This window comes from Pedobacter cryotolerans, assembly GCF_005116475.1.
GTDB classification, from domain to species: domain Bacteria; phylum Bacteroidota; class Bacteroidia; order Sphingobacteriales; family Sphingobacteriaceae; genus Pedobacter; species Pedobacter cryotolerans.
The window spans coordinates 43,897-63,632 of record NZ_SWBO01000014.1; the positions used below are offsets into that span (position 1 = coordinate 43,897).

14 protein-coding genes are annotated in these 19,736 nt (G+C 34.0%); 10 read left to right on the plus strand and 4 right to left on the minus strand.

Annotated elements, in window-relative coordinates; genetic code table 11:
• Positions 1-34 precede the first annotated feature (34 nt).
• Positions 35-1,810: a hypothetical protein gene (locus tag FA045_RS17285; protein WP_136878338.1), complete on the minus strand. Its 1,776-nt coding sequence runs from the start codon at positions 1,808-1,810 to the stop codon at positions 35-37.
• Positions 1,811-1,993: 183 nt separating this feature from the next.
• On the opposite strand from FA045_RS17285, the gene FA045_RS17290 reads away from it, so the two are divergent.
• The 3 genes from FA045_RS17290 (at position 1,994) to FA045_RS17300 (ending at position 3,691) form a co-directional block, all read left to right on the plus strand.
• Positions 1,994-2,389, plus strand: coding sequence for a GlcG/HbpS family heme-binding protein (locus FA045_RS17290; protein WP_136878339.1), 396 nt, complete (start codon positions 1,994-1,996; stop codon positions 2,387-2,389).
• Between the two features lie 140 nt (positions 2,390-2,529).
• Positions 2,530-2,937: a ribosomal maturation YjgA family protein gene (locus FA045_RS17295; protein WP_136878340.1), complete on the plus strand. Its 408-nt coding sequence runs from the start codon at positions 2,530-2,532 to the stop codon at positions 2,935-2,937.
• Positions 2,930-3,691 (plus strand): oxygenase MpaB family protein, encoded by a 762-nt coding sequence (locus tag FA045_RS17300; protein WP_136878341.1) that lies wholly within the window; start codon positions 2,930-2,932, stop codon positions 3,689-3,691. Before FA045_RS17295 ends, FA045_RS17300 begins: the two co-directional genes overlap by 8 nt.
• Positions 3,692-3,734: 43 nt before the next feature.
• Here the strand turns inward: FA045_RS17300 and msrA are convergent, their stop codons facing one another.
• Complete coding sequence (gene msrA, locus FA045_RS17305; RefSeq protein WP_136878342.1) at positions 3,735-4,226, minus strand: peptide-methionine (S)-S-oxide reductase MsrA; 492 nt, start codon at positions 4,224-4,226, stop codon at positions 3,735-3,737.
• Positions 4,227-4,418: 192 nt separating this feature from the next.
• On the opposite strand from msrA, the gene FA045_RS17310 reads away from it, so the two are divergent.
• Entirely contained in the window at positions 4,419-6,836 is a 2,418-nt protein-coding gene (locus tag FA045_RS17310) for an outer membrane beta-barrel protein (protein WP_136878343.1), read from the plus strand.
• 65 nt (positions 6,837-6,901) lie between these two features.
• Here the strand turns inward: FA045_RS17310 and FA045_RS17315 are convergent, their stop codons facing one another.
• Complete coding sequence (locus FA045_RS17315) at positions 6,902-7,495, minus strand: hypothetical protein (protein WP_136878344.1); 594 nt, start codon at positions 7,493-7,495, stop codon at positions 6,902-6,904.
• A 470-nt stretch (positions 7,496-7,965) separates the two neighbouring features.
• On the opposite strand from FA045_RS17315, the gene FA045_RS17320 reads away from it, so the two are divergent.
• Together FA045_RS17320 and FA045_RS17325 are read left to right on the plus strand one after the other, a co-directional pair.
• The gene (locus FA045_RS17320; RefSeq protein WP_169305089.1) at positions 7,966-10,956 is read left to right on the plus strand and encodes a SusC/RagA family TonB-linked outer membrane protein; all 2,991 of its coding nucleotides are present in this window, start codon (positions 7,966-7,968) and stop codon (positions 10,954-10,956) included.
• 17 nt (positions 10,957-10,973) lie between these two features.
• Complete coding sequence (locus tag FA045_RS17325) at positions 10,974-12,728, plus strand: RagB/SusD family nutrient uptake outer membrane protein (protein ID WP_136878346.1); 1,755 nt, start codon at positions 10,974-10,976, stop codon at positions 12,726-12,728.
• A 155-nt stretch (positions 12,729-12,883) separates the two neighbouring features.
• On the opposite strand, the gene FA045_RS17330 is transcribed toward FA045_RS17325, so the two are convergent.
• Positions 12,884-15,814, minus strand: coding sequence for a DEAD/DEAH box helicase (locus tag FA045_RS17330; RefSeq protein WP_136878347.1), 2,931 nt, complete (start codon positions 15,812-15,814; stop codon positions 12,884-12,886).
• Positions 15,815-15,918: 104 nt separating this feature from the next.
• Here FA045_RS17330 and FA045_RS17335 point away from each other — a divergent pair, with 104 nt between their 5' ends.
• The 4 genes from FA045_RS17335 (at position 15,919) to FA045_RS17350 (ending at position 19,734) form a co-directional block, all read left to right on the plus strand.
• Complete coding sequence (locus FA045_RS17335; protein WP_136878348.1) at positions 15,919-16,338, plus strand: DoxX family protein; 420 nt, start codon at positions 15,919-15,921, stop codon at positions 16,336-16,338.
• 78 nt (positions 16,339-16,416) lie between these two features.
• Positions 16,417-16,596: a hypothetical protein gene (locus FA045_RS17340; protein ID WP_136878349.1), complete on the plus strand. Its 180-nt coding sequence runs from the start codon at positions 16,417-16,419 to the stop codon at positions 16,594-16,596.
• 174 nt (positions 16,597-16,770) lie between these two features.
• Positions 16,771-17,157 carry a nuclear transport factor 2 family protein gene (locus FA045_RS17345; RefSeq protein ID WP_136878350.1) on the plus strand — a complete coding sequence of 129 codons (387 nt, stop codon included), beginning with the start codon at positions 16,771-16,773 and terminating at the stop codon, positions 17,155-17,157.
• A gap of 429 nt (positions 17,158-17,586) precedes the next feature.
• Positions 17,587-19,734, plus strand: a complete 2,148-nt coding sequence (locus FA045_RS17350) for an outer membrane protein assembly factor BamB family protein (protein WP_136878351.1) — start codon at positions 17,587-17,589, stop codon at positions 19,732-19,734.
• Positions 19,735-19,736 lie beyond the last annotated feature (2 nt).

The following is a 19,736-nucleotide window of genomic DNA, read 5'->3' on the forward strand; positions in this document are numbered from 1 at the left end:
TAAAGGTTCCATTCAAATATAGCTTAATTATAAGTTAAATAGCCGTTTCTTTTAGCCTCATTTCTGCAGCTAACAATGGTTGTTTAAATTTATCTTTAAACAAACTACTTTGATTAGCAAACTCGTTGATCAAATATTTGTAATAATCAATTCCTTCTAATAATTGCGTTTTAAATTTTTGCAATTGAACTTGTTTTTTAGCGCTTACCTCTTCTAAAAACAATTTAAGCTCTTCATTAAAATAATTGATGTAAAGGTCTAATTCTTTAATAAAAAAGTTAGGTCTTTTAACCTTTTCTAATAAATCTATTTTCCCATAAATATGGCCTACCATTTCATCTAACGAATATATCCTACTAAAATAAGCCAAATTTGGACCCGGACAAATTGCTACCGCTTTGCTTTCTTTTGGTTTTAAAATACCAATACTTTGGTAGGTCGAACTGCATAAACCTTCGCACAAGCAAACTTTTTCAGTTACTTTATCTAATTGTCGCTCAAACTGATCAATTGATAAATCTTTTGTTTTTAAATCGTTTATTTTAAGCTTTTGATATGCGCTAGATGCTGTACAAATTGGTTCTTTTGTAAATTCGGTATTGCTACATAAATATTTTTTGGTACACGGGCTTCCTGGTCTACCTTTTTTAATCCGTTCTATACGTTGTAAATCTATGCCGCTATTTTTAAAATTGTTAAAAAGAACACCCAAAGGGGATGAATTGCTAACGTAAAATGAATCTTCTTTGGCATTCATCAGGCTTTCTAAAGTTTTATCATCAACATTGGTAGCCTCTGGAACTAACAAAAATGGACTTCCCCATCCTATCGAATCAAGCTGATAATGTTTTAGTAAAAACTCATTTTCTAATTGCGTACCTACACCACCTTGCACACTTATCTTTTGTTTTGGTAACGATAAATGATCAAACCCTTTTGCGCTAAGTGCAGCGGTATAAATGCTAAAAAGTTCTGTCGTCATTTCAGCCTTCCTCTGTTTAAACTCTTCTAAAATTGGCCCTAACAAATATCCCGCAGTTGCGAAAGCATGACCGCCACAATTTAAACCGCTTTCTATTCTAAATTCAGAAACCCAAATTCCTTTTTTCGCCAAAAATTTAGCCTGTATAAATGCAGATCTGAAATCGCTCACCTTTAAAATAATTTTCTTGCTGAGTTCGCCTTGTTCGTTTGGAAAAAAATCCTCAAATTGTTCTATGTAGCTATATAATCTGGCATTCATTCCGGCAGATAAAACCAAAGAAGAATTTAGCCTACTATTGGCAAATCCACGTAATGCAATCAAGGCATCACTATTTTCATCGCCAGTAAAACTATTGCCATTTTTATGGTTTACCCGATCTACTTTAGACATGATATTTACATCTATCGCACCCTTAACCATCTGTTTACGTAATAAATTTTGAAATATACCTTTTCTTTCGCCTTCAGGATAATCCACCATTAAATCATAGCCTTGTTTTAATTGAGAACTTTCTGGCAACATTTCAAAATACCTACAAAGTTCGTTTCCTGCTACAAAAGGCATTTTTTTTAATTCCTCAAAATCATGTTCAACCCTTCTATCTAACATATTCAGGTAGCAGGTAATTCTTCTTGCTCTACTGTTATCTTCCTTTTTTCCTATCGGGATGTATTCAATATCTCTACTATGATATGCCCTCATTCTTTCTATCAACTCATCATCAACAATAGAAACTACTGACGAAATGCCAAACTTTGCAACTTTTAAAGGCGTATCAATTGAATAACCAAGACCTAATACCGGGATATGAAATTTATGTATCATTAGTTTTTGAGTAATTAACATTCCAAAGTTATTGTAAGTGCTGTTTTCAGAAACGCTGTTTCATCATCTTAAAAAGTGATCTATATCACATCTCGAATACGAACTGATACCTTTTTCACCAAATAGTTTTATAATTAAGAACTTATCAAGCATTTTAAACGTTTATTATAAAAAAAATTAAACATGAAATTAACTTTAGAATTAGCAGAAAAAATTGCTGCAGCAGCCATACAAAAGGCTTCAGAAATTGGCGTACCTATGAATATTGCCATTGTAGATGAAGGTGCAAACCTGAAAAGCTTTCACAGAATGGATAATGCCTGGTTAGGTTCTGTAGACATCTCTATTAAAAAAGCTAAAACAGCTCGTTTTTTTGACATGAATACTGGTGAAATTGGAAAACTATCACAGCCTGGTCAACCACTATTCGGCATAGAACACTCTAACGGTGGTTTAATATCTTTTCCTGGTGGCGTTGTGTTAAAAAGCGGAGATGAAATTATTGGTGCAATTGGCGTATCGGGTGGTTCGGTTGAGCAAGATCATGAAGTAGCATCGGCTGGTACATCGGCAATCTAATTTATACACTAAAGGTGCTGTCGACAATAGTTGACAGCCATCTATTTTATACCTCAAAACTTTTATTAACAAAAGCCTATTCAAATATTTGGAAAATAGATATATTTAAATTTACTTTGTAATACAAAGCACTTTTAAAAATGAATTTTACCTTTCGCCAATCTTACTTTTTATGGTTTTTGTTGTTGTTTGCCCTTGAAGTTTTAATCGCCTTATTTACAGATAACTGGATTAGAGCCTATTTTGGAGACTTTTTAGTGGTAATTTTGCTTTATTGCTTTATAATAAGTTTTGTTGAAATGAATAAAAAACTGCTATTAACCATTGTACTGTTATTTAGTTGTGTGGTAGAAATTCTTCAATACTACAAATTTGTTGAACTTATCGGCTTACAAAACTCATCTATAGCCAATACAGTTATCGGCACATCATTTTCTTGGCTAGATATGCTGATGTACACTTTTGGGATTTTATTTATGGCGATTATCGAGCAATTGAAAACATCCTCAATCTTTTTAACAAAATCTAAAATTATATCAAATGGATAATTTTGTACCAAACCACTCAATAGTTAGAAAAATTTGGAGCAACACAGATGTTGTATTATTTATTTTTGCTGGTGCTGCAGCACAGTTTAGCGTAAATAAAACTGTAGACTGGCTATATTTTACTGGCAAATTGCCAAATGATCCATTAGGAAGATTATTTTCTACTGTTGCCTATGCTCAAAAAATACTTTTCTCTTCAACCGAAAAAGCTAATTTAGCAATAGATCAAATTACTCAAATCCATCAGCATGTAGAGGCAGCTAGAGATAGCAAAATACCAGATTGGGCTTACAGAGATGTGTTATTTATGCTCATCGATTATTCAATTAGATCTTTTGAATTGTTAGAAAGAAAGCTGAATGAGGCAGAAAAAAATGAAGTGGTACACGTATTTTGCAGAGTTGGCAGTAGAATGAACATTAGCAAATTACCTCACAATTACAGTGAATTTCAGCTAATATATGCTGAAGATTTACAGCACAACATAGCATACGGCAATTTTTCTAAAGATTTATTTAAACAATACAAAAAACATTTAGGCTTAGGTAGATATTTTTTGATGAAGAAAGTGCAATCAGTTTTAGTTCCTCTGGAAGTTAAACATCTTTTAAAATTAAGCAATGGGTTTGGTGTAAAAACACTAATTTACTGTTATAAAATTCTAAAAATGATGAGTTTAAACGAGTTACTAAAAGTGATGATTTTACCAAAAGCCTACCAAATGCAGATTAAAAACATTGCCGCTTTAAGTTAATCACCACTCAAAATTAAAACCATTAGTTATAAAATACCAATGCTTAACTCAACTTCCACTCTGGTCTTTCAAAATGGCAAGTATAACCATAAGGGTTTTTCTGCAAATAATCTTGATGTTCGGTTTCTGCATTCCAAAAATCAGTCTCTGGTACAACTTCTGTGATAATTTTACCAGGCCAAACTCCAGAAGCATCCATTTCTGCAATTAACTGTTTTGCTACATCGCGTTGCTCTTCATTGGCATAAAAAATTGCAGAGCGATAAGAAGTTCCGATATCATTGCCTTGCCTGTTAAGCGTAGTTGGATTATGTATTTTAAAGAAATATTCCAATAGCTTACGATAAGATAACACAGTTGGATCAAATGTAACGGCTATTCCCTCTGCATGTGTTCCGTGATTTCGGTAAGTGGCATTTTTTACATCGCCACCGGTATAACCCACCACCGTTTTACTTACCCCAGGTAATTGTCTAATCAATTCTTCTACTCCCCAAAAACATCCACCAGCTAAAACTGCTTTTTCTGTATTCATAACTATATATTTTATTAATGTATAAAGCTACAATCCTAACAACACAAATAAAAAGTGGTTTCATAACATCAATGTAAATTTCATTGTTCATCACATTTTTTTAGGCATTCATCACATTTTATAAAAAGATTAAATTTTTCATCGTATACTTGTGTACTATTTAACTAATACACTAACCATACAAACATCGAAATGAAATCTTTACTTACTCTAATAATTAGCTTGTTGATAAGCATAATTGTTAAAAGCCAAACTACCGATGGTTATAGTATCTCAGGCAATATTTTAGATTCTGTTACAAACAAACCCATCAATTTTGCTACTGTAATATTAAAAAATGAAAAAAATGTTCAACTAAAATCAGTTTTAACTAATAAAGAGGGCTTTTTTAATTTAGATAAGTTAGCAAATGGAACTTTTCAATTGCTCATCATTAATGTGGGCTCTCAAAATAAAAAAGCTTCGGTAGTAATAAACAATAGTTCGAAAAATTTTGGAAATCTTTTTTTAGTAACATCCCCTACCCAATTAAAAGGAGTAACTATTTCTGCAGAGCGACCATTAATTAAACAAGAGATTGATCGAATAACATACGATTTAAAAGCGGATCCTGAGAGTAAAGTAAACAGTGTTTTAGAGATGATGAGAAAAGTACCAATGTTAAGTGTAGATGGTGATGATAACATTCAATTACAGGGAAATAGTAATTATAAAATATTGATCAATGGTCGTCCATCGGGCATGATGGAACGTAACCCGAAAGATATTTTAAAAAGTATGCCAGCATCAAGTATAGAAAGAATTGAGGTAATCACAACACCGCCAGCAAAGTACGATGGTGAGGGCTTATCAGGAATTATCAATATCATCACTTTTAAAAAATTAGACAATGGCACCAATGGAACTATAAATGTAAATCACCGCTTTCCGGTTGGTGGCCCTGGTATGGGTGGTTCGTTTACGTTAAAGTCTGGCAAATTTGGTATGGCCAGTAATTTTGGAGGAAATTTAAATAGCACCCCTCTACTAAATAATAGCAATACGAGGTTTACTACTGGCATAAATCCAACCAATTTATTTCAAACTGGTGTTAGAGATTCTGAAGGAAAAAGTGGCTACATCGGAACTGAACTTAGCTTCGAGATTGACAGTTTAAATTTAATTTCTGCTCAAATTAATTATAATGCGAGTGATAATGAAAGTTTTAATGCTCAAAATTCTTTACTAAGCAACAACAATGCAATTATACAGCGCTACGAATTGAATAACAATTTAACAGGTTCTGGAAATGGTATTGATGCTGCTATTAATTACCAACTAGGTTTTAAGAAAGATAAAAATCAATTACTTACCTTTTCCTATCGTTATTACGATTTTACGAATAATCAATTTAACAATGTAAATATCATTAATCCTATCGCTTATAACTTAACAGATTATCAGCAATTTAACTCAGGCGGCTCAAAAGAGCAGACCCTTCAAGTAGATTATACATTACCCATTAAAAAGCTAATAATTGAAGCTGGAGCTAAGGCGATATTTAGGGATAATAACAGTAATTTCGAAGTACAATCGCTTAATCAGGATGGTAATTATATAATTGATGCGTTGAGAACAAATATATTCGACAATACCCAAAACGTTTATGGCATTTATAACACCTACCAATTTAATTTAAAGCAATGGGGTATAAAAGCTGGCTTAAGAGCCGAACAAACTGCAATAAACGCTAACTTTTACGGTGCCAACGAACAATTTACAAGTAATGCGCTTAATTTTATCCCTTCTATTTCAATAAATCGAAAATTTAAAAACAATACAAGTATTAATTTTGGAGCAAGCTCAAGAATTCAGAGACCAGGCATCAATCAATTAAACCCCTTTGTTGATCGATCAAATCCAAATTTTGAAACAACAGGAAATCCAGATTTGAAGCCTATGTCTGGCAACAGTGTTGAAATGAGTTTTAGTTCCTTTAAAAAACTACAACTTAATGTTGGTTTACGAGGGATGTTCTTTAAAGATATTATTATGCCAAGAATAGTTACTGATGAAATTACAAACATTACACGCTCTAGCTATGGAAATAATGGAACTGCAACAATGGTAGGTTTAAATGTAAATGCAAATTATCCTTTTAGCAGTAAACTAAGAGCAAGTTTAAATTTAACAGCCAATTATGGTAGAGTAAGTGGTGAGGTTAATGGTACTTTAATTGAAACCAAAGGTTTAATGAAAAGGGCTTTCGGCTCATTAACTTATAAACCAAGTAAAACATGGCAAGCTACAGGAAGTGTAAACTACAATGGCCGTAATTTTACTTTACAAGGTAGCACAAATGCTTTTGTAACCTCATCATTAAGTATAAATAAAGACTTTTTGGCTAATAAGCTGAGTATTTCTTTAGCTGCAAATAATGCATTTAACAAGTACAGAAATGTAATTAACAGCATAAATGGACCAAGCTTTACGCAAGAAAGTTTTAATCAAAATTATCAACGAAACTTTACAACAAGTATTAATTATCGATTTGGAAAACTTAAAGAAGCCATAAAGAAAAATAAAAAAGGAATTAACAACAGCGATGTTTCTTCTGGAGCTGCAATATAAATGATAGTAAAAAGCACCAAGTAACCATGGTGCTTTTTATTATTTATGGAATTTTAAGAGATTTATTATTCAGATTTTGCAATCATGTTTGCAGATTTAACTAAGCTAAAGTTTATTTTCAAAACCACTTTATCATTAGCATGAGTTTCTTTGATTTTTTTAGGCATAATTCCGAATTGATACAACCATATCGTTTGTTCTCCCGAAAATGAAATACTTTGATCTTCTTCCACCTTATAATTTAGTAATAAAGGCGAAAATTGTTTTACTCCAGATGTATTTATATCCATTGTAAAATGGGCAATTTTCATAATTGGTAAAATCATCATATTAACTTGAGAAAGCTTAATCTCATTACCTCCATCTGCTAATAAAACTTTTTTCATTGCCGATGAAATATGATCTTTTTCTGCATCAGAATTAGCAAATAAAAAACTTAAATTAAAATCAGAAATTTGTGCTAAGGCATTTTTATTTACTAAAAAGTTAGCTTTTAAATCAATTTCTTTAATACTTGGATGCCATTTATCTAACTTACCAAAACCTTCTACTGTTAAAGTAGTATTGCTAATTTGATAAATTTCATTTTGCGCAAATATGTTACTTGTAGTTAAACCTAAAAGAACAAACGAAAATAATTTGAGTAAAAAGTTATGCATGATTTAGGGATTGATACGAAAACTTTACTAAACAGATTAAATATATAATAATTGTAAATAATTGAAAATCAGCTGTAAAATTAATCCCAGTACATGAGATGTAATTTTAGAACAACGATAATGAAAAATAGTTTCATTTAAAAAAATATAACGAAATAAATTTTACTATTAGTTAATTTTTTTGATCAAGGTATATTAAAAATAAATGCTCTTTTATATAAATAAATCTTAAAATCATAAATAAATACACCGTTCACTTATAAATGTAAAATCATCGCTACAGATAATATCATATAGGAATATGAAAACATTTTACAACAAGCTATATCATCACATCTTTAATTTTGATTAAACAAACCTAAAAACAACAGATTCTAAATATCAGATATTTATTTATCGCATATTGTTTTTAAACTTTTACTAACCAAATATAAAATATGAACAAACTCTATCTAACGTGCATGCTCGTTATGCTCGCTATTTTAGCGAATGCACAAAACAGGTTACTTAATGGAAGAGTGCTCGACCAAAGTGACAACACACCAATTGTTGGCGCAAACATTGGCGTACAAGGAGCCAATACCGCTACCACAACTGATTCAAAAGGAAACTTTAGCATTAGCTTGGCAAGTGCTAAGCCCGAAACCTTGATTGTTAAATTTATTGGTTTTAGTGATCAAACTATTTTGGTTGGTGCAAATGAGCAAAACATTACCATTAAAATTTCATCGCAAACAAATGCGCTTGATGAAGTGGTGGTAGTAGGTTTTGGAACCATAAGAAGGAGAGATTTAACCGGAGCAGTAGCTTCTGTTAAAGCAGCAGAAATTATTAAAGCTCCTACACACAATGCAATTGAAGCGATACAGGGTAGAGCCGCTGGTGTAGACATTACAAGAAGTAGTGGTAATGCTGGTGCTGGTGTAAATATTCAAATTAGAGGAACTCGTTCAATTTCTAATAACCCAGGTCCTTTGTATGTAATTGATGGGGTACAAAACGGTGGGAGTATTAACAACCTTAACACAAACGATATAGAAAGCATTGATGTATTACAAGATGCTTCATCAACAGCAATTTATGGTTCTCAAGGTGCAAATGGAGTAATCATCATTACAACAAAAAAAGGTACAGCAGGCAAGTCTAAAATTTCTTATAATGGTTACTATGGCATAAATGGAGAAACTGCATTTCCTGCTCCAAGGGTGGGAGAAGATTATTTAACACTAAGAAGAGAATCTTTTCGTAATGATGCGGGTGTGATCACTCAAACTGATGCGCAAATATTTAATGGAGCCGGCGAATTAGCAGCCATACAAGCAGGTGCATTTGTAAATTGGGTAGATCTTGCTACCAGAAATGGCAGACAACAAAGTCATTCGGTTGCTGTAAGTGGAGGTTCTGAAAACACAAAAGCACTATTTTCTCTTGGATATTTCAATGAAGAAGGCGCTTTAAAGGGCAATGATTTTAACAGATATAATTTTAGATACAATATTGATCATAGGGTAAATAGCTGGATAAAAGCCGGTATAACTGGTCAATTAGCATTTAGCAAAACTAATAGTCGTAGAGATCCATTATCTGTTGCACTAACGGCTATCCCATTAGGTATACCTTACAATGCGGATGGATCAGTAAACATATTTCCGATGGCTAGTTTTGCAACTGGCAATACTAACTTAAGCCCATTAACCGATGAACGCCCTGGAGCAGCAATTGATGAAAATTTAGCAAATGAAATTAGTGCAAATGCCTATGCAGAACTTAACCCAATAAAAGGTTTAACCTACAGAATGAGTTTTGGTACCGTTCTTAACAATGGCAGAAGAGGTATATTTAATGACCAAAATTCTACAGCTCAAAACAATGTTCGCTATGCATCTGCATCAGTAAGAAATGACAATGGTAGGTATTACAATTGGGACAATGTAATTACTTACACAAGAGATTTTAACAAACATAGTTTTACTGCAACTGCGCTAACAAGTTATATCCATAGCGATGCAGATTTTAGTCAAGCTACTGGTATTAGACAAGTTTTGGCATCGCAAGGTTTTAACAATTTATTTGGTACAGAAGCGAGTAGTAGAACAACAACATCTGGTTTTACTAGATATGATTTATTGGCCTATGCAGCTCGTATAAACTATAGTTATAATGGCAAATATTTATTTCAGGCTACCCAACGTTGGGATGGAGCTTCACGCTTAGCACCTGGAAGAAAATGGGATTCGTTTGCTTCTGCATCTGCAGGATGGGTAATTAGCAGTGAAGACTTTTTTAAGGATGTTAAACCTATAAGTAATTTAAAACTTAGGTTAAGCTATGGTGAGGCTGGAAACTCTGGCAGTGTTTCACCTTATGGCTCGCAAAGTTTAATATCTGCTGTGCAAATGGGTTTCGGCGATGTTGCAGCACCTGCTTACGGTTTTAGCGGTACAGTAGCCAATCCAGATTTAGGATGGGAAACATCTACCACGGGCAACATAGGGTTAGATTTAGGACTATTTGATAATAGAATTTCAGCAACGCTGGATTTATATAGCACAAAAACCACAGATATTATTTTAGCCCGTAGTTTACCTATCTCAACCGGACAAACTACCATTACTCAAAATATTGGTGCTACTTTAAACACGGGTGTTAACGCCAGCTTAACTTCAATTAATTTTCAAAAGAAAGATTTTAGTTGGAGTACAACCGTAACCTTCTCTCATAACAAAGAGAAGATTACAGATTTAATTGACGGAAGAGACATTATTGCTTCCAACAATCCAGAAGAAAACTCTTTATTTATTGGATCACCTGTAAGGGTATTTTACACCTACAGAAAGTTAGGTATATGGCAATTAAATGAAAATCCGGCAGCATATAGCCAAGCTGGACAAGCATTTCGTTTTGGTGATATAAAACTTGATGACATTGATGGAAATAACATCATTGATCAAAATGACAGGGTGGTAGTTGGTCAAACACAGCCACAATGGTATGGAGGTTTGTTAAATAATTTCCGTTACAAAGCATTTGATTTGAGCATTTTCTTGATGGCTAGATATGGTCAATTTGTAAAAGCAGAATTTGTAGGTAGATATAACCCTGGTGGTGTGGCCAACGGACCAGCAAATTTTGATTACTGGACAATAAATAATCCTTCAAACGATTTCCCTAGACCAAGACAAGGCGGTAGCATAGCTTCAGTTTACCCCAACCAATATCAATCACTATTATACATTGATGGTTCATTCTTTAAGGTAAAAAATATTCAATTGGGCTACACAATTCCTAAAAAAGTTACTGATAAACTTAAATTAGGTTCGCTTAGAGCTTATGCCACAGGTTCAAACATTTTTACCTATTCAAAAAACAAATTGCTTAGAGATTACGATCCTGAAAGAGGTGGTGCAGAATCTTCTCCTCTTAGTAGACAATTTGTATTTGGTTTTAATTTGGATTTATAATTTAATCAAAACTCATCATGAAAAAAAATATTATATTCACAATAGTAACCATTGCTAGTTTAACAGCTTGTAATAAAAGGTTAGATGAGGTGAACCCTGGTGGTGCAACTGCAGATGCTACTTGGACAACCCCACAAGGATTTGTTACAGCAGTAAATGGCGCCTACCAAGAGCAACGTGCCTGGTATGGCAAAGAAGACGGGCTTTTAAATTCTGAAAGCGGTACAGATTTATGGCTTAATGCCAACAAAGCAAATTATGCAAATCAAGTAACGCGTTATGTAGGCTTATCAGGTGCCTCTCCTAGTACCACTTTAGCAGCATTTCGATTATTTTACAGAGCCATAAATTTATGTAATGCTGGTATCAATAGAATTGAGGGTGCTGGCTTCACAGATCCTGCAGAAAAAAATAGAAGACTTGGAGAACTCCGTTATTTACGTGCTTTTTATTACTGGCATATTGTAGAGCAATTTGGAGGTGTGAGTTTACGCACCACTGAAACTACAACAGTAGAGCTAACTGCAACGAGAAGTCCGGTAAGTGCATTTTATGATTTAATTATTGGAGATTTAAAATTTGCAGCAGAAAATTTACCCATTCCTTCTTTCTGGGGTGCTGAGTACAGTCGTGCATCTAAAAAATCGGCATTAGGGTTATTGGCAAGAGCCTATTTATCTAGAGCCTATTACGCCACTGGTGCAGAGCGAAACGAGTATTTTACCTTGGCAAGAAACACAGCTAATGAAATGATTACTCGAAAGGCAGAATTTGGAGTAGACTTATGGACCTCTCCAAGCGATTTATGGAACCCAGCAAATAATAAAAATAATAAGGAAGCATTGTATATTATTAGTAACTCTACTAATACTGCTTTAAACTATGATGGAAATGCTAACCGATTACACGCTTGGTTTTTAACACAATACAGTAATAAACCAGGTTTAGTGCAAAGTATACCATACGGGTTTGATGGACAAAGACGTTTACAACCAACCCGCTATTTGCTCGATTTGTTTAATGAACAATTAGATGCTCGTTATGCCGCAAGTTTTCAAGAAACTTGGATAGCAAATTCTACAGCAACTGGTACAAATGCTTTTACATGGACTGCTGCTCAAGCTACAACCTTTGGTAAAGCAGCTAGTGTTGTTGGTACGCCTGTGGTAAGTGGTAGCGGTCTTTCTTTACAAATTACAAAAAATGTAGTGGCCGATAAAGCAACCCGACCTTATGTTGTTGTAGATAGAAATGATCTTTACAATACCGATGGCACCATTAAATCGTTAACTGATTTTGTTGCGTTAAAAAAATTCATCGACAATACCAGAACAGTACCCAATTCTCAACCAGGTTTTGCTGACATTATCGTAATTCGCTTTGCTGAAATGTATTTAATAGCCGCAGAAGCTGAGTTTCAATTAGGCAATTTTGGGGCAGCAGCAACTCAATTAAATGTTTTACGAACCAGAGCTGCAGTTAAAACACCTGTTAATCAAACTACTGCAATGCAAACTACAGCTGCAATTGTTCAGGCTGGAGGTATAAATTTTATACTCGACGAACGTGCTAGAGAATTGTGTGGTGAACACGTAAGGTGGTTTGATTTGAAACGTACATTAACTGGAGAACAATTTGTCGCAAAAATTAAAGCGGGTAATCCAGATATTACAGCAGTGGAAGCTTTTCATAGACTTAGACCAATTCCTTTGGCTGAATTAAACTCTTTAACAAATGGAGTAGAATTTGGGCAAAACCCAGGCTATCAGTAAAAATAACATATTATAATTTGGTTTAGCAGGCGTGATTCTTATTACGTCTGCTTTTTTATGGTTTGGATAATTTTTCATCCCCAAAAATCTCTTATCAATAAACTAAAAAGATAGCTAGTTTGAGACCAATATTAACACTAAAAAATTGCCATCTTTTAAATCAATTCCAACAAATCATTTTTAGTTAACGATTTAAAGATAAACTCATCAGTTTTAATTAAATCACTTGCTAAGTCCTTTTTGGTCTCTTGCATCAGCATTATTTTTTCTTCAATCGTATCCTGACAAATTAAACGTACAGCCATCACATTATTTTGTTGCCCAATTCTATAAGCCCTATCTATAGCTTGGTTTTCAACAGCTGGGTTCCACCATGGATCAATTAAAAAAACATAATCGGCCTTAGTTAAATTTAAACCAACTCCACCAGCTTTTAAACTAATTAAAAATACTTTTACCGCTGCATTTTGTTGAAAAGAATTAACCACTTCTTCCCTATTTTTTGTTGTTCCTGTTAAGTAAGCAAAAGCAATATTTCGTTGTTCTAACTGCTCTTTAACCAAATCTAACATACTTACAAATTGAGAAAACACTAAAATATTATGGTTAGTTGATTTATTTTCAATCTGCTCTAATAATACATCCATTTTTGCAGAAGCATTTCCATAGTTTTTTTCTTTACTCAATATTGCTGGCGAATTACAAATTTGTCTTAATTTGGTAATCCCCTGTAAAACATGCATACTACTTTTAGTAAGTTCATTTTCTGGGTTACCCATTAAATAATCGCGGATTTCAGTTCTACAACTTTCGTAAATTTCACGTTGCTGTGTACCCATTTCGCAATAAATTGTAATTTCTGTTTTATCGGGCAATTCTTTTGCAACTTGTTCTTTTGTTCTTCTCAGTACAAATGGATTAATTTTTCGTTGCAATTCGGTTGCACGTTTGGCATCTTTAAACTGATCTATCGGCACGGAGTAAATTTGCTTAAATTGCTCTTTAGAACCTAATAAACCCGGACAAGCGAAAGATAGCTGTCCGTACAAATCAAAAGTATTATTTTCTATTGGTGTACCCGTAAGTACAATTTTATTGCGAGATTGCAGCAACCTCACTGCCTTGTACCTCTGCGAATCGGTATTTTTTATATTTTGTGATTCATCTAAAAAGATATAGTTAAAACGGTAATCTTTTAAGAACTTGATATCAGATAAAAGCGTTCCATAAGAAGTAAGCACAACTTCGTACTGATTAAAGTCTTTTGCAACTTTAGCCCTATCAGCCCCATAAATTGTAAGTAATTTTAAACTTGGCGCAAACTTTTCAATTTCCTTTTGCCAATTAAATACCAGAGAAGCAGGCACAACTACTAAATTTGTTTGATGAGCGTGTTTTTCTCGTTGAGATAGGATAAATGCTAAAACCTGAATAGTTTTTCCCAATCCCATATCATCTGCCAAACAACCACCAAAATTAAATTCATCTAAAAAGTTAAGCCAAATTAATCCTTCCTTTTGATAATCTCGTAAAGTTGCCTTTAAACCTTCGGGAACAGCTATTGTTGCAATATTGTTAAATCCAGCCAATTTGGTTTTATAAAGCTCTATGCGTTGTTTACTTTCTACATCTAATAGTTCAGTTTCATATAATTCTTCTACAGTTGCGTAATTAACGTTTGGCGTATGCAGTGTTTCTTCAACAATTTCTGCGGCAGCAAAATATGCCTCAAACTTTGCTAACCATTCAGCAGGCAAAATACCTGTAGTACCATCATCTAATTGCACAAATTTGCTTTTGTTTCTGATAGATTTATGTAAGTGCTTTAAAGAAACCGTTTGTTTGTTAAATTTAACTTTAATGGCGGTTTCAAACCAATCTACACCACTAATTACATTGATATTAATTTTAGCCTGATAAGCACTTAACTTGTTGTTTTTTAAATTATTGAAACCCAAAATAGCAATTCCTTTACTTCGCCAAGCTTCAAAAGCAGTTAAAAACCATTCTGGCGCTAAAAAATGTTTGCGATGCATATAAAAGCAATCGGTATGCAATTGTTCAGAAAACTCAGGTATTTGCTCCTCAAAATAAGGATGCATTTTAGCAATATTTGTGATAAACTGCAGTTCTTTATCTTCATCTCGTTCTAAAGTAAAAAGTTTGCCACGCTTATCTTTAGCCTGAATTTGTTTTTTAGATATTACCGGAATTTCTAATCCACCGTAGCGCATTACTGGAGTAAGTAATACAAAATCTTCCGATTCGGTGAGGTAAATGATTTGTTCATTCTCCAAATCAAAGCCTTGCTCAATAAATTGTTTTTGTGTTGCGGGTTTTAAGTAAGAATAATTGATTTTAATTTTTTCTTCAAGATGCGAAAGTATATTTTGCTGAAAATCCTCATAATCCACCCGATCAATAACTACATTATTTTGTTGCTTCTTAAAAAAATCAATAACATGGATAAAATGTGGGTTAGAGATTAAATAAAAATGGTTTTTAACCTGTACAAAATATTGATATTTGAGAATTAAATCTTCCAGATTATAAACTTTATTTGCCAAATGCAACCAGCCAGAAATAGCAAAACTATCTCCTCTTTCATCAACATTAATTTCGAGATTTAATTTTAATACAACCACAGTAATCTCTACCAATGTACTGGCATTTAAAGTGCTACCCGCTTTTTCATCGTGCTGATAAAATTTAACTTGGTAAGGATTTTTAGCAATTGCTTTTAAGGCCGCAACTTCTGTGTCATTTCTTCCTTCGCTGTAATTATTTTTGAAACGAGATATGCCAGTGTAAAATTTAATCTCATCTTGCTTTTCGGCTTTCCAAACAAAATCCAAAGGATCTAAAATTTTAATCGGATTTTTAGGCTTTCCACTTTGTGTAAACGCTACGTTAGCCAATTCTACAACTAAATGTCGGTAATACTTATGCCGACTAAAAATTACAATTTTAGGCAAAAAATGATCATCAACAAGATTTAATGTGGTGGCTTTTTGTTGATTTATAATTGGTAAAAGCCTTTCAAAATCGGGCTTTTCTTTATCAAAATCTTGGTTATCTATCATCATTTACTGGCGGATAAAGATAAGAGAAATAGCATAATTTGTGCAATCAAAAAAACATGCATACCCATTTAATTGTAGTGTTTAAACTTTACATTTATAACAAAAAAATGAAATCAACACAAACTACATTTATACAACATACGGTAAGAATAATTTTAGGCATTTTTATGGTTGCTGCCGCGATTGGACATTTCACATTCCAAAGAGCCGAGTTTCAGGCTCAAGTACCTAATTGGGTACCATTAAGTAAAGATGCAGTAGTTTTGCTATCTGGCATAGCCGAAATAAGCTTAGGACTAGCCATGCTTTTTTGGAGAAAACAGCGTATAAATGTTGGCATTGCTTTGGCGATTTTTTATGTATTAATTTTTCCGGGCAACATAGCACAATACCTCAATAAAACGGATGCTTTTGGTTTAAATAAAGATAGTGCCCGATTAATGCGCTTATTTTTTCAGCCTGTTCTTATATTTTTAGCTTTATGGTGTACGGGAGCTTTAAAATTTTTGTTCCAAAAAAGGACTTAACCTTATTGAAATAAAAAATTCAACAACAAAAACTAAACTCATTTTTTGTGTGTTGTAAGGGTATATTTTAATTTCCTTATGCAAACAACTTTCGTAACCAAAAAACCAGTTAAATTAACTAAAAGCGAAAATCCCATTCTGTTTAAAAGAACTATTATTGAGTTTGAAGAAGAGGCAAAAACTCACATTCTTCCCATTAAAAAAAATACCGCTGCTAGATTTAAATATCCAACAAATGGTTTATATGGATTGTTGTAAAATCGATAAAAAAATCAAAAATAGCAGCTTTAAGAAAGATTTATAATCGTACATCTTTTAGCCTATAAATTTATCACTAACAAATTTAAATAGATTTACTCTTATTTGGTTTTGTTTTCTTTAAATCCACTTCTTAAAAATTTACGTAATTAATGGCTACTTTAGTTAATATTTATGGAAATTGTGAAAACGCAAACAGAGCTAAATGTGATGAATTATGAGCGATTGCTCATTAAAGCTATTAAAAACTCAAATTTAACGCTATTAAATGATTTGATACATAGCAATTTTATGTTTCTGCATCCAACTGGGCAGGTTTTAAACAAAAAAATGTATGTTGAATTGTTTAAGCGTAAACAGATTTTTGTAGATTGGCTTACCACATCAGATTATATTATTAACAAAGTTGATGATGTAATCACAGTATCTGTGCTCATTAAATCTACATGGGAATTTCATGATCAGAAAAACAATGGTTCTTTTAGATATTTACGTACATGGAAACAAAATGGAGAAAGCATGCAACTTATCTCTATTTCTTGTGTTCAAATTAAACAATGAATACGATAATCAATTAGTTAATTTGATAAATCCAATATAATTGAATTACTATTATAGTGTTTCTACTTAATTAAAACCGAGCAATCGTGATAGAGTGATTACCTCTTTTTTAAGCGCAATAATAATCGAACTTTTAGGTTGCTAAAACTTAGTTAAGTTCATCAGCTATAATTACCTATTTTTTCCGCTAAATAGGTATCTGTCAAAAATCCACACTTACAAAATATTCTACCTTGGAATTATTTTCGACCTAATGTCATGGGTCAAAGTATCCACATTTTTAATAAACACGATTATTTCAAATGATGGCCAAATAAAGGTTGCATGGGTTATCATATCCGTGCTGGTGGGTAGTTAAAAATACCAAAACAAGGGGATTTCAGCACCCGCCCACCCTGTTTAACTTTAACCTAATCAAACTTAAACATCATGACAAATAAAAAACTATGCTTATTGATACTCTGCGGATTGACAATGACTATGCCAGCTGCTGCTCAGTTGGGCAAACTCAAAAGTTTAATGGGCAAAAAAGACAAAACCGAAGCAAAAGCAGAAAACACTGAAAAAAAACCGTCAGAAACGGCAACAACTAACAGCGAGGTTACGCCTAGCGATAACGATAACTTAAAGAGCAGTGCTCAATCATGGAACTTTGAATTCGACCGCAACATGGACTGGTTTAGGTTAAGTCCAACTGGAAAGATAATCGCCGCCACCAATGATGCGCTATATGGTCTAGATCCAGCTACAGGAAAATTAGCTTGGAAACATGACAATCTTAAAAACTTAACTAGAGAAAATTACAACCCAATAGAAAACTCACCCTTCATTGCTATTGTTACTGGAGGAATGATGAGTATGCAACAGATCGTACTTGACGTTTCAAGCGGAAAAATCATTGCCGATACCAAGCAGCTGGGCATGAAAATGGTTAACAAACGCTATACTGTTCCATCCCTTGGCGGCATTATATTCACTGGCTACCTTAACAATGCGCCTTCCATTGTTTTCATAGACGCCGCTACTGGAGAAAAGAAGTGGACAATGAGCAATATTTTTGAGAGTGCCAGCGAAACCTTGGTTGCGAAACCTTTGGCAATTGATCAGCAGTCGCTCCTGTTAGCCACCACTAAACGAATTTACAATGTAGATGTAAAATCTGGCACCGTAAAATGGACAGCTGATTTCAAAACCAGCATTACTGATGGTTTACTGGCTACCGAAATACAGCAAGAGGCGCAGGACAAAGAGAGTAGCAAGGCAGGTGAAAAAAAAGGAGGACTAATGGGTACACTCGGCGGACTAGGCAGCGTGCCTGGTTTGGGCGGTATTGGCAAGGCAGCTGGAACGGCGGGAGCGGCAAACAAAATGGGAAGCATGGGAGGCAGTATGCGTGATGCAATGGCAGCAACTGCCGATGCTGCTTATGGCAAGTTCCTGATTATGGATCAACAGCCTGGTATCGTTTATTATTACTGCAATAACGCGATGACTGCATTTGACTCCAAAACAGGTCAACAGATCTGGAAGCCAATCAAATTTTCTGATCCAGTAGCCCAAATGCTTTTTGAGGAAAGAGGTTTTCTGGTAGCAACCGATGATAAGCGTGCAGAGCTGATGCTCTTAGACTATAAAACAGGTGAACCTAAATGGCAACCCGTGACCCTTAGAGGCAGAATAACAGCACTCAAACTTCAGGAAAACAAACTGGCTGTGGCCTCGGCAAAAGAATCGGGTAATAATTTTATCAACATCGTAGACCTTAACAATGGGAGCTCGGCGTCTAAATCAGATCTTAAAGTGAGCGGAAGCATTAGGGATATCAAACAGAACAACAAAGGATTGATTTACCGTACCGATAAGGAAATGAATATTCAGGATATTAATACTGGAAAAGACTTGTGGGAGAAATCACTTAACTATAAACAAGGAGGAGGACTTGGTGTAGACAAAGGCGAGAAAACCTATTTTTGGGCAAATTCGCAATTACACATAGTGGAAAACTCAACTGGCGAGTACAAAACATTGGGAAAAGTTTTAAAGTTTGGCGGAGATGAATTGCCAAATGCTATCGAGTTGAGAGATAAAGGCGTGCTGATTAGTGCTGAGCAAAATATGGCACTGTTTGACTTTGATGGAAATCTGATTTACCACGTATACAAGCAAGCGCCCGGAACCAGTCTTGCCAACAAAATACTTAACATTACTGCAATGGCTGTATCAGTTAGTCAATCTGCAGCGCATGGCTACCAAGCTGGACTTTCTGGACCGAACACCAGTAGCTACAATAGCCACATGGAAAGCTCTGATCGTTGGGCAAACCTTGGAGGAGCAGCACTTGCTGATATGAAAAGAAGATTTACTGCTACACAGGATGCAAAAAACTATATGGTAATGTTAACCGATATTAAAGGGCAACAGGATGGTTACGGATTGCTAAGAGTTAACAAAGATACTGGCAAGGTAGAAGCTATGGTGGTACTCAACGATAAAAAGCCTGACTATCTTTCTGATGAAACAGAAAATATGCTTTTTTACAAAAACGGAAAAAAAGAAATCATTGGCTACAAGATGTAAAA

Coding starts and splice junctions, on each gene's coding strand:
- FA045_RS17345 (WP_136878350.1), top strand. CDS start 16,771: ATGGAAATTGTGAAAACGCAAACAGAGCTAAATGTGATGAATTATGAG.
- FA045_RS17340 (WP_136878349.1), top strand. CDS start 16,417: ATGCAAACAACTTTCGTAACCAAAAAACCAGTTAAATTAACTAAAAGC.
- FA045_RS17350 (WP_136878351.1), top strand. CDS start 17,587: ATGACAAATAAAAAACTATGCTTATTGATACTCTGCGGATTGACAATG.
- FA045_RS17290 (WP_136878339.1), top strand. CDS start 1,994: ATGAAATTAACTTTAGAATTAGCAGAAAAAATTGCTGCAGCAGCCATA.
- FA045_RS17315 (WP_136878344.1), bottom strand. CDS start 7,495: ATGCATAACTTTTTACTCAAATTATTTTCGTTTGTTCTTTTAGGTTTA.
- FA045_RS17330 (WP_136878347.1), bottom strand. CDS start 15,814: ATGATGATAGATAACCAAGATTTTGATAAAGAAAAGCCCGATTTTGAA.
- FA045_RS17335 (WP_136878348.1), top strand. CDS start 15,919: ATGAAATCAACACAAACTACATTTATACAACATACGGTAAGAATAATT.
- FA045_RS17320 (WP_169305089.1), top strand. CDS start 7,966: ATGCTCGCTATTTTAGCGAATGCACAAAACAGGTTACTTAATGGAAGA.
- FA045_RS17295 (WP_136878340.1), top strand. CDS start 2,530: ATGAATTTTACCTTTCGCCAATCTTACTTTTTATGGTTTTTGTTGTTG.
- msrA (WP_136878342.1), bottom strand. CDS start 4,226: ATGAATACAGAAAAAGCAGTTTTAGCTGGTGGATGTTTTTGGGGAGTA.
- FA045_RS17285 (WP_136878338.1), bottom strand. CDS start 1,810: ATGATACATAAATTTCATATCCCGGTATTAGGTCTTGGTTATTCAATT.
- FA045_RS17300 (WP_136878341.1), top strand. CDS start 2,930: ATGGATAATTTTGTACCAAACCACTCAATAGTTAGAAAAATTTGGAGC.
- FA045_RS17310 (WP_136878343.1), top strand. CDS start 4,419: ATGAAATCTTTACTTACTCTAATAATTAGCTTGTTGATAAGCATAATT.
- FA045_RS17325 (WP_136878346.1), top strand. CDS start 10,974: ATGAAAAAAAATATTATATTCACAATAGTAACCATTGCTAGTTTAACA.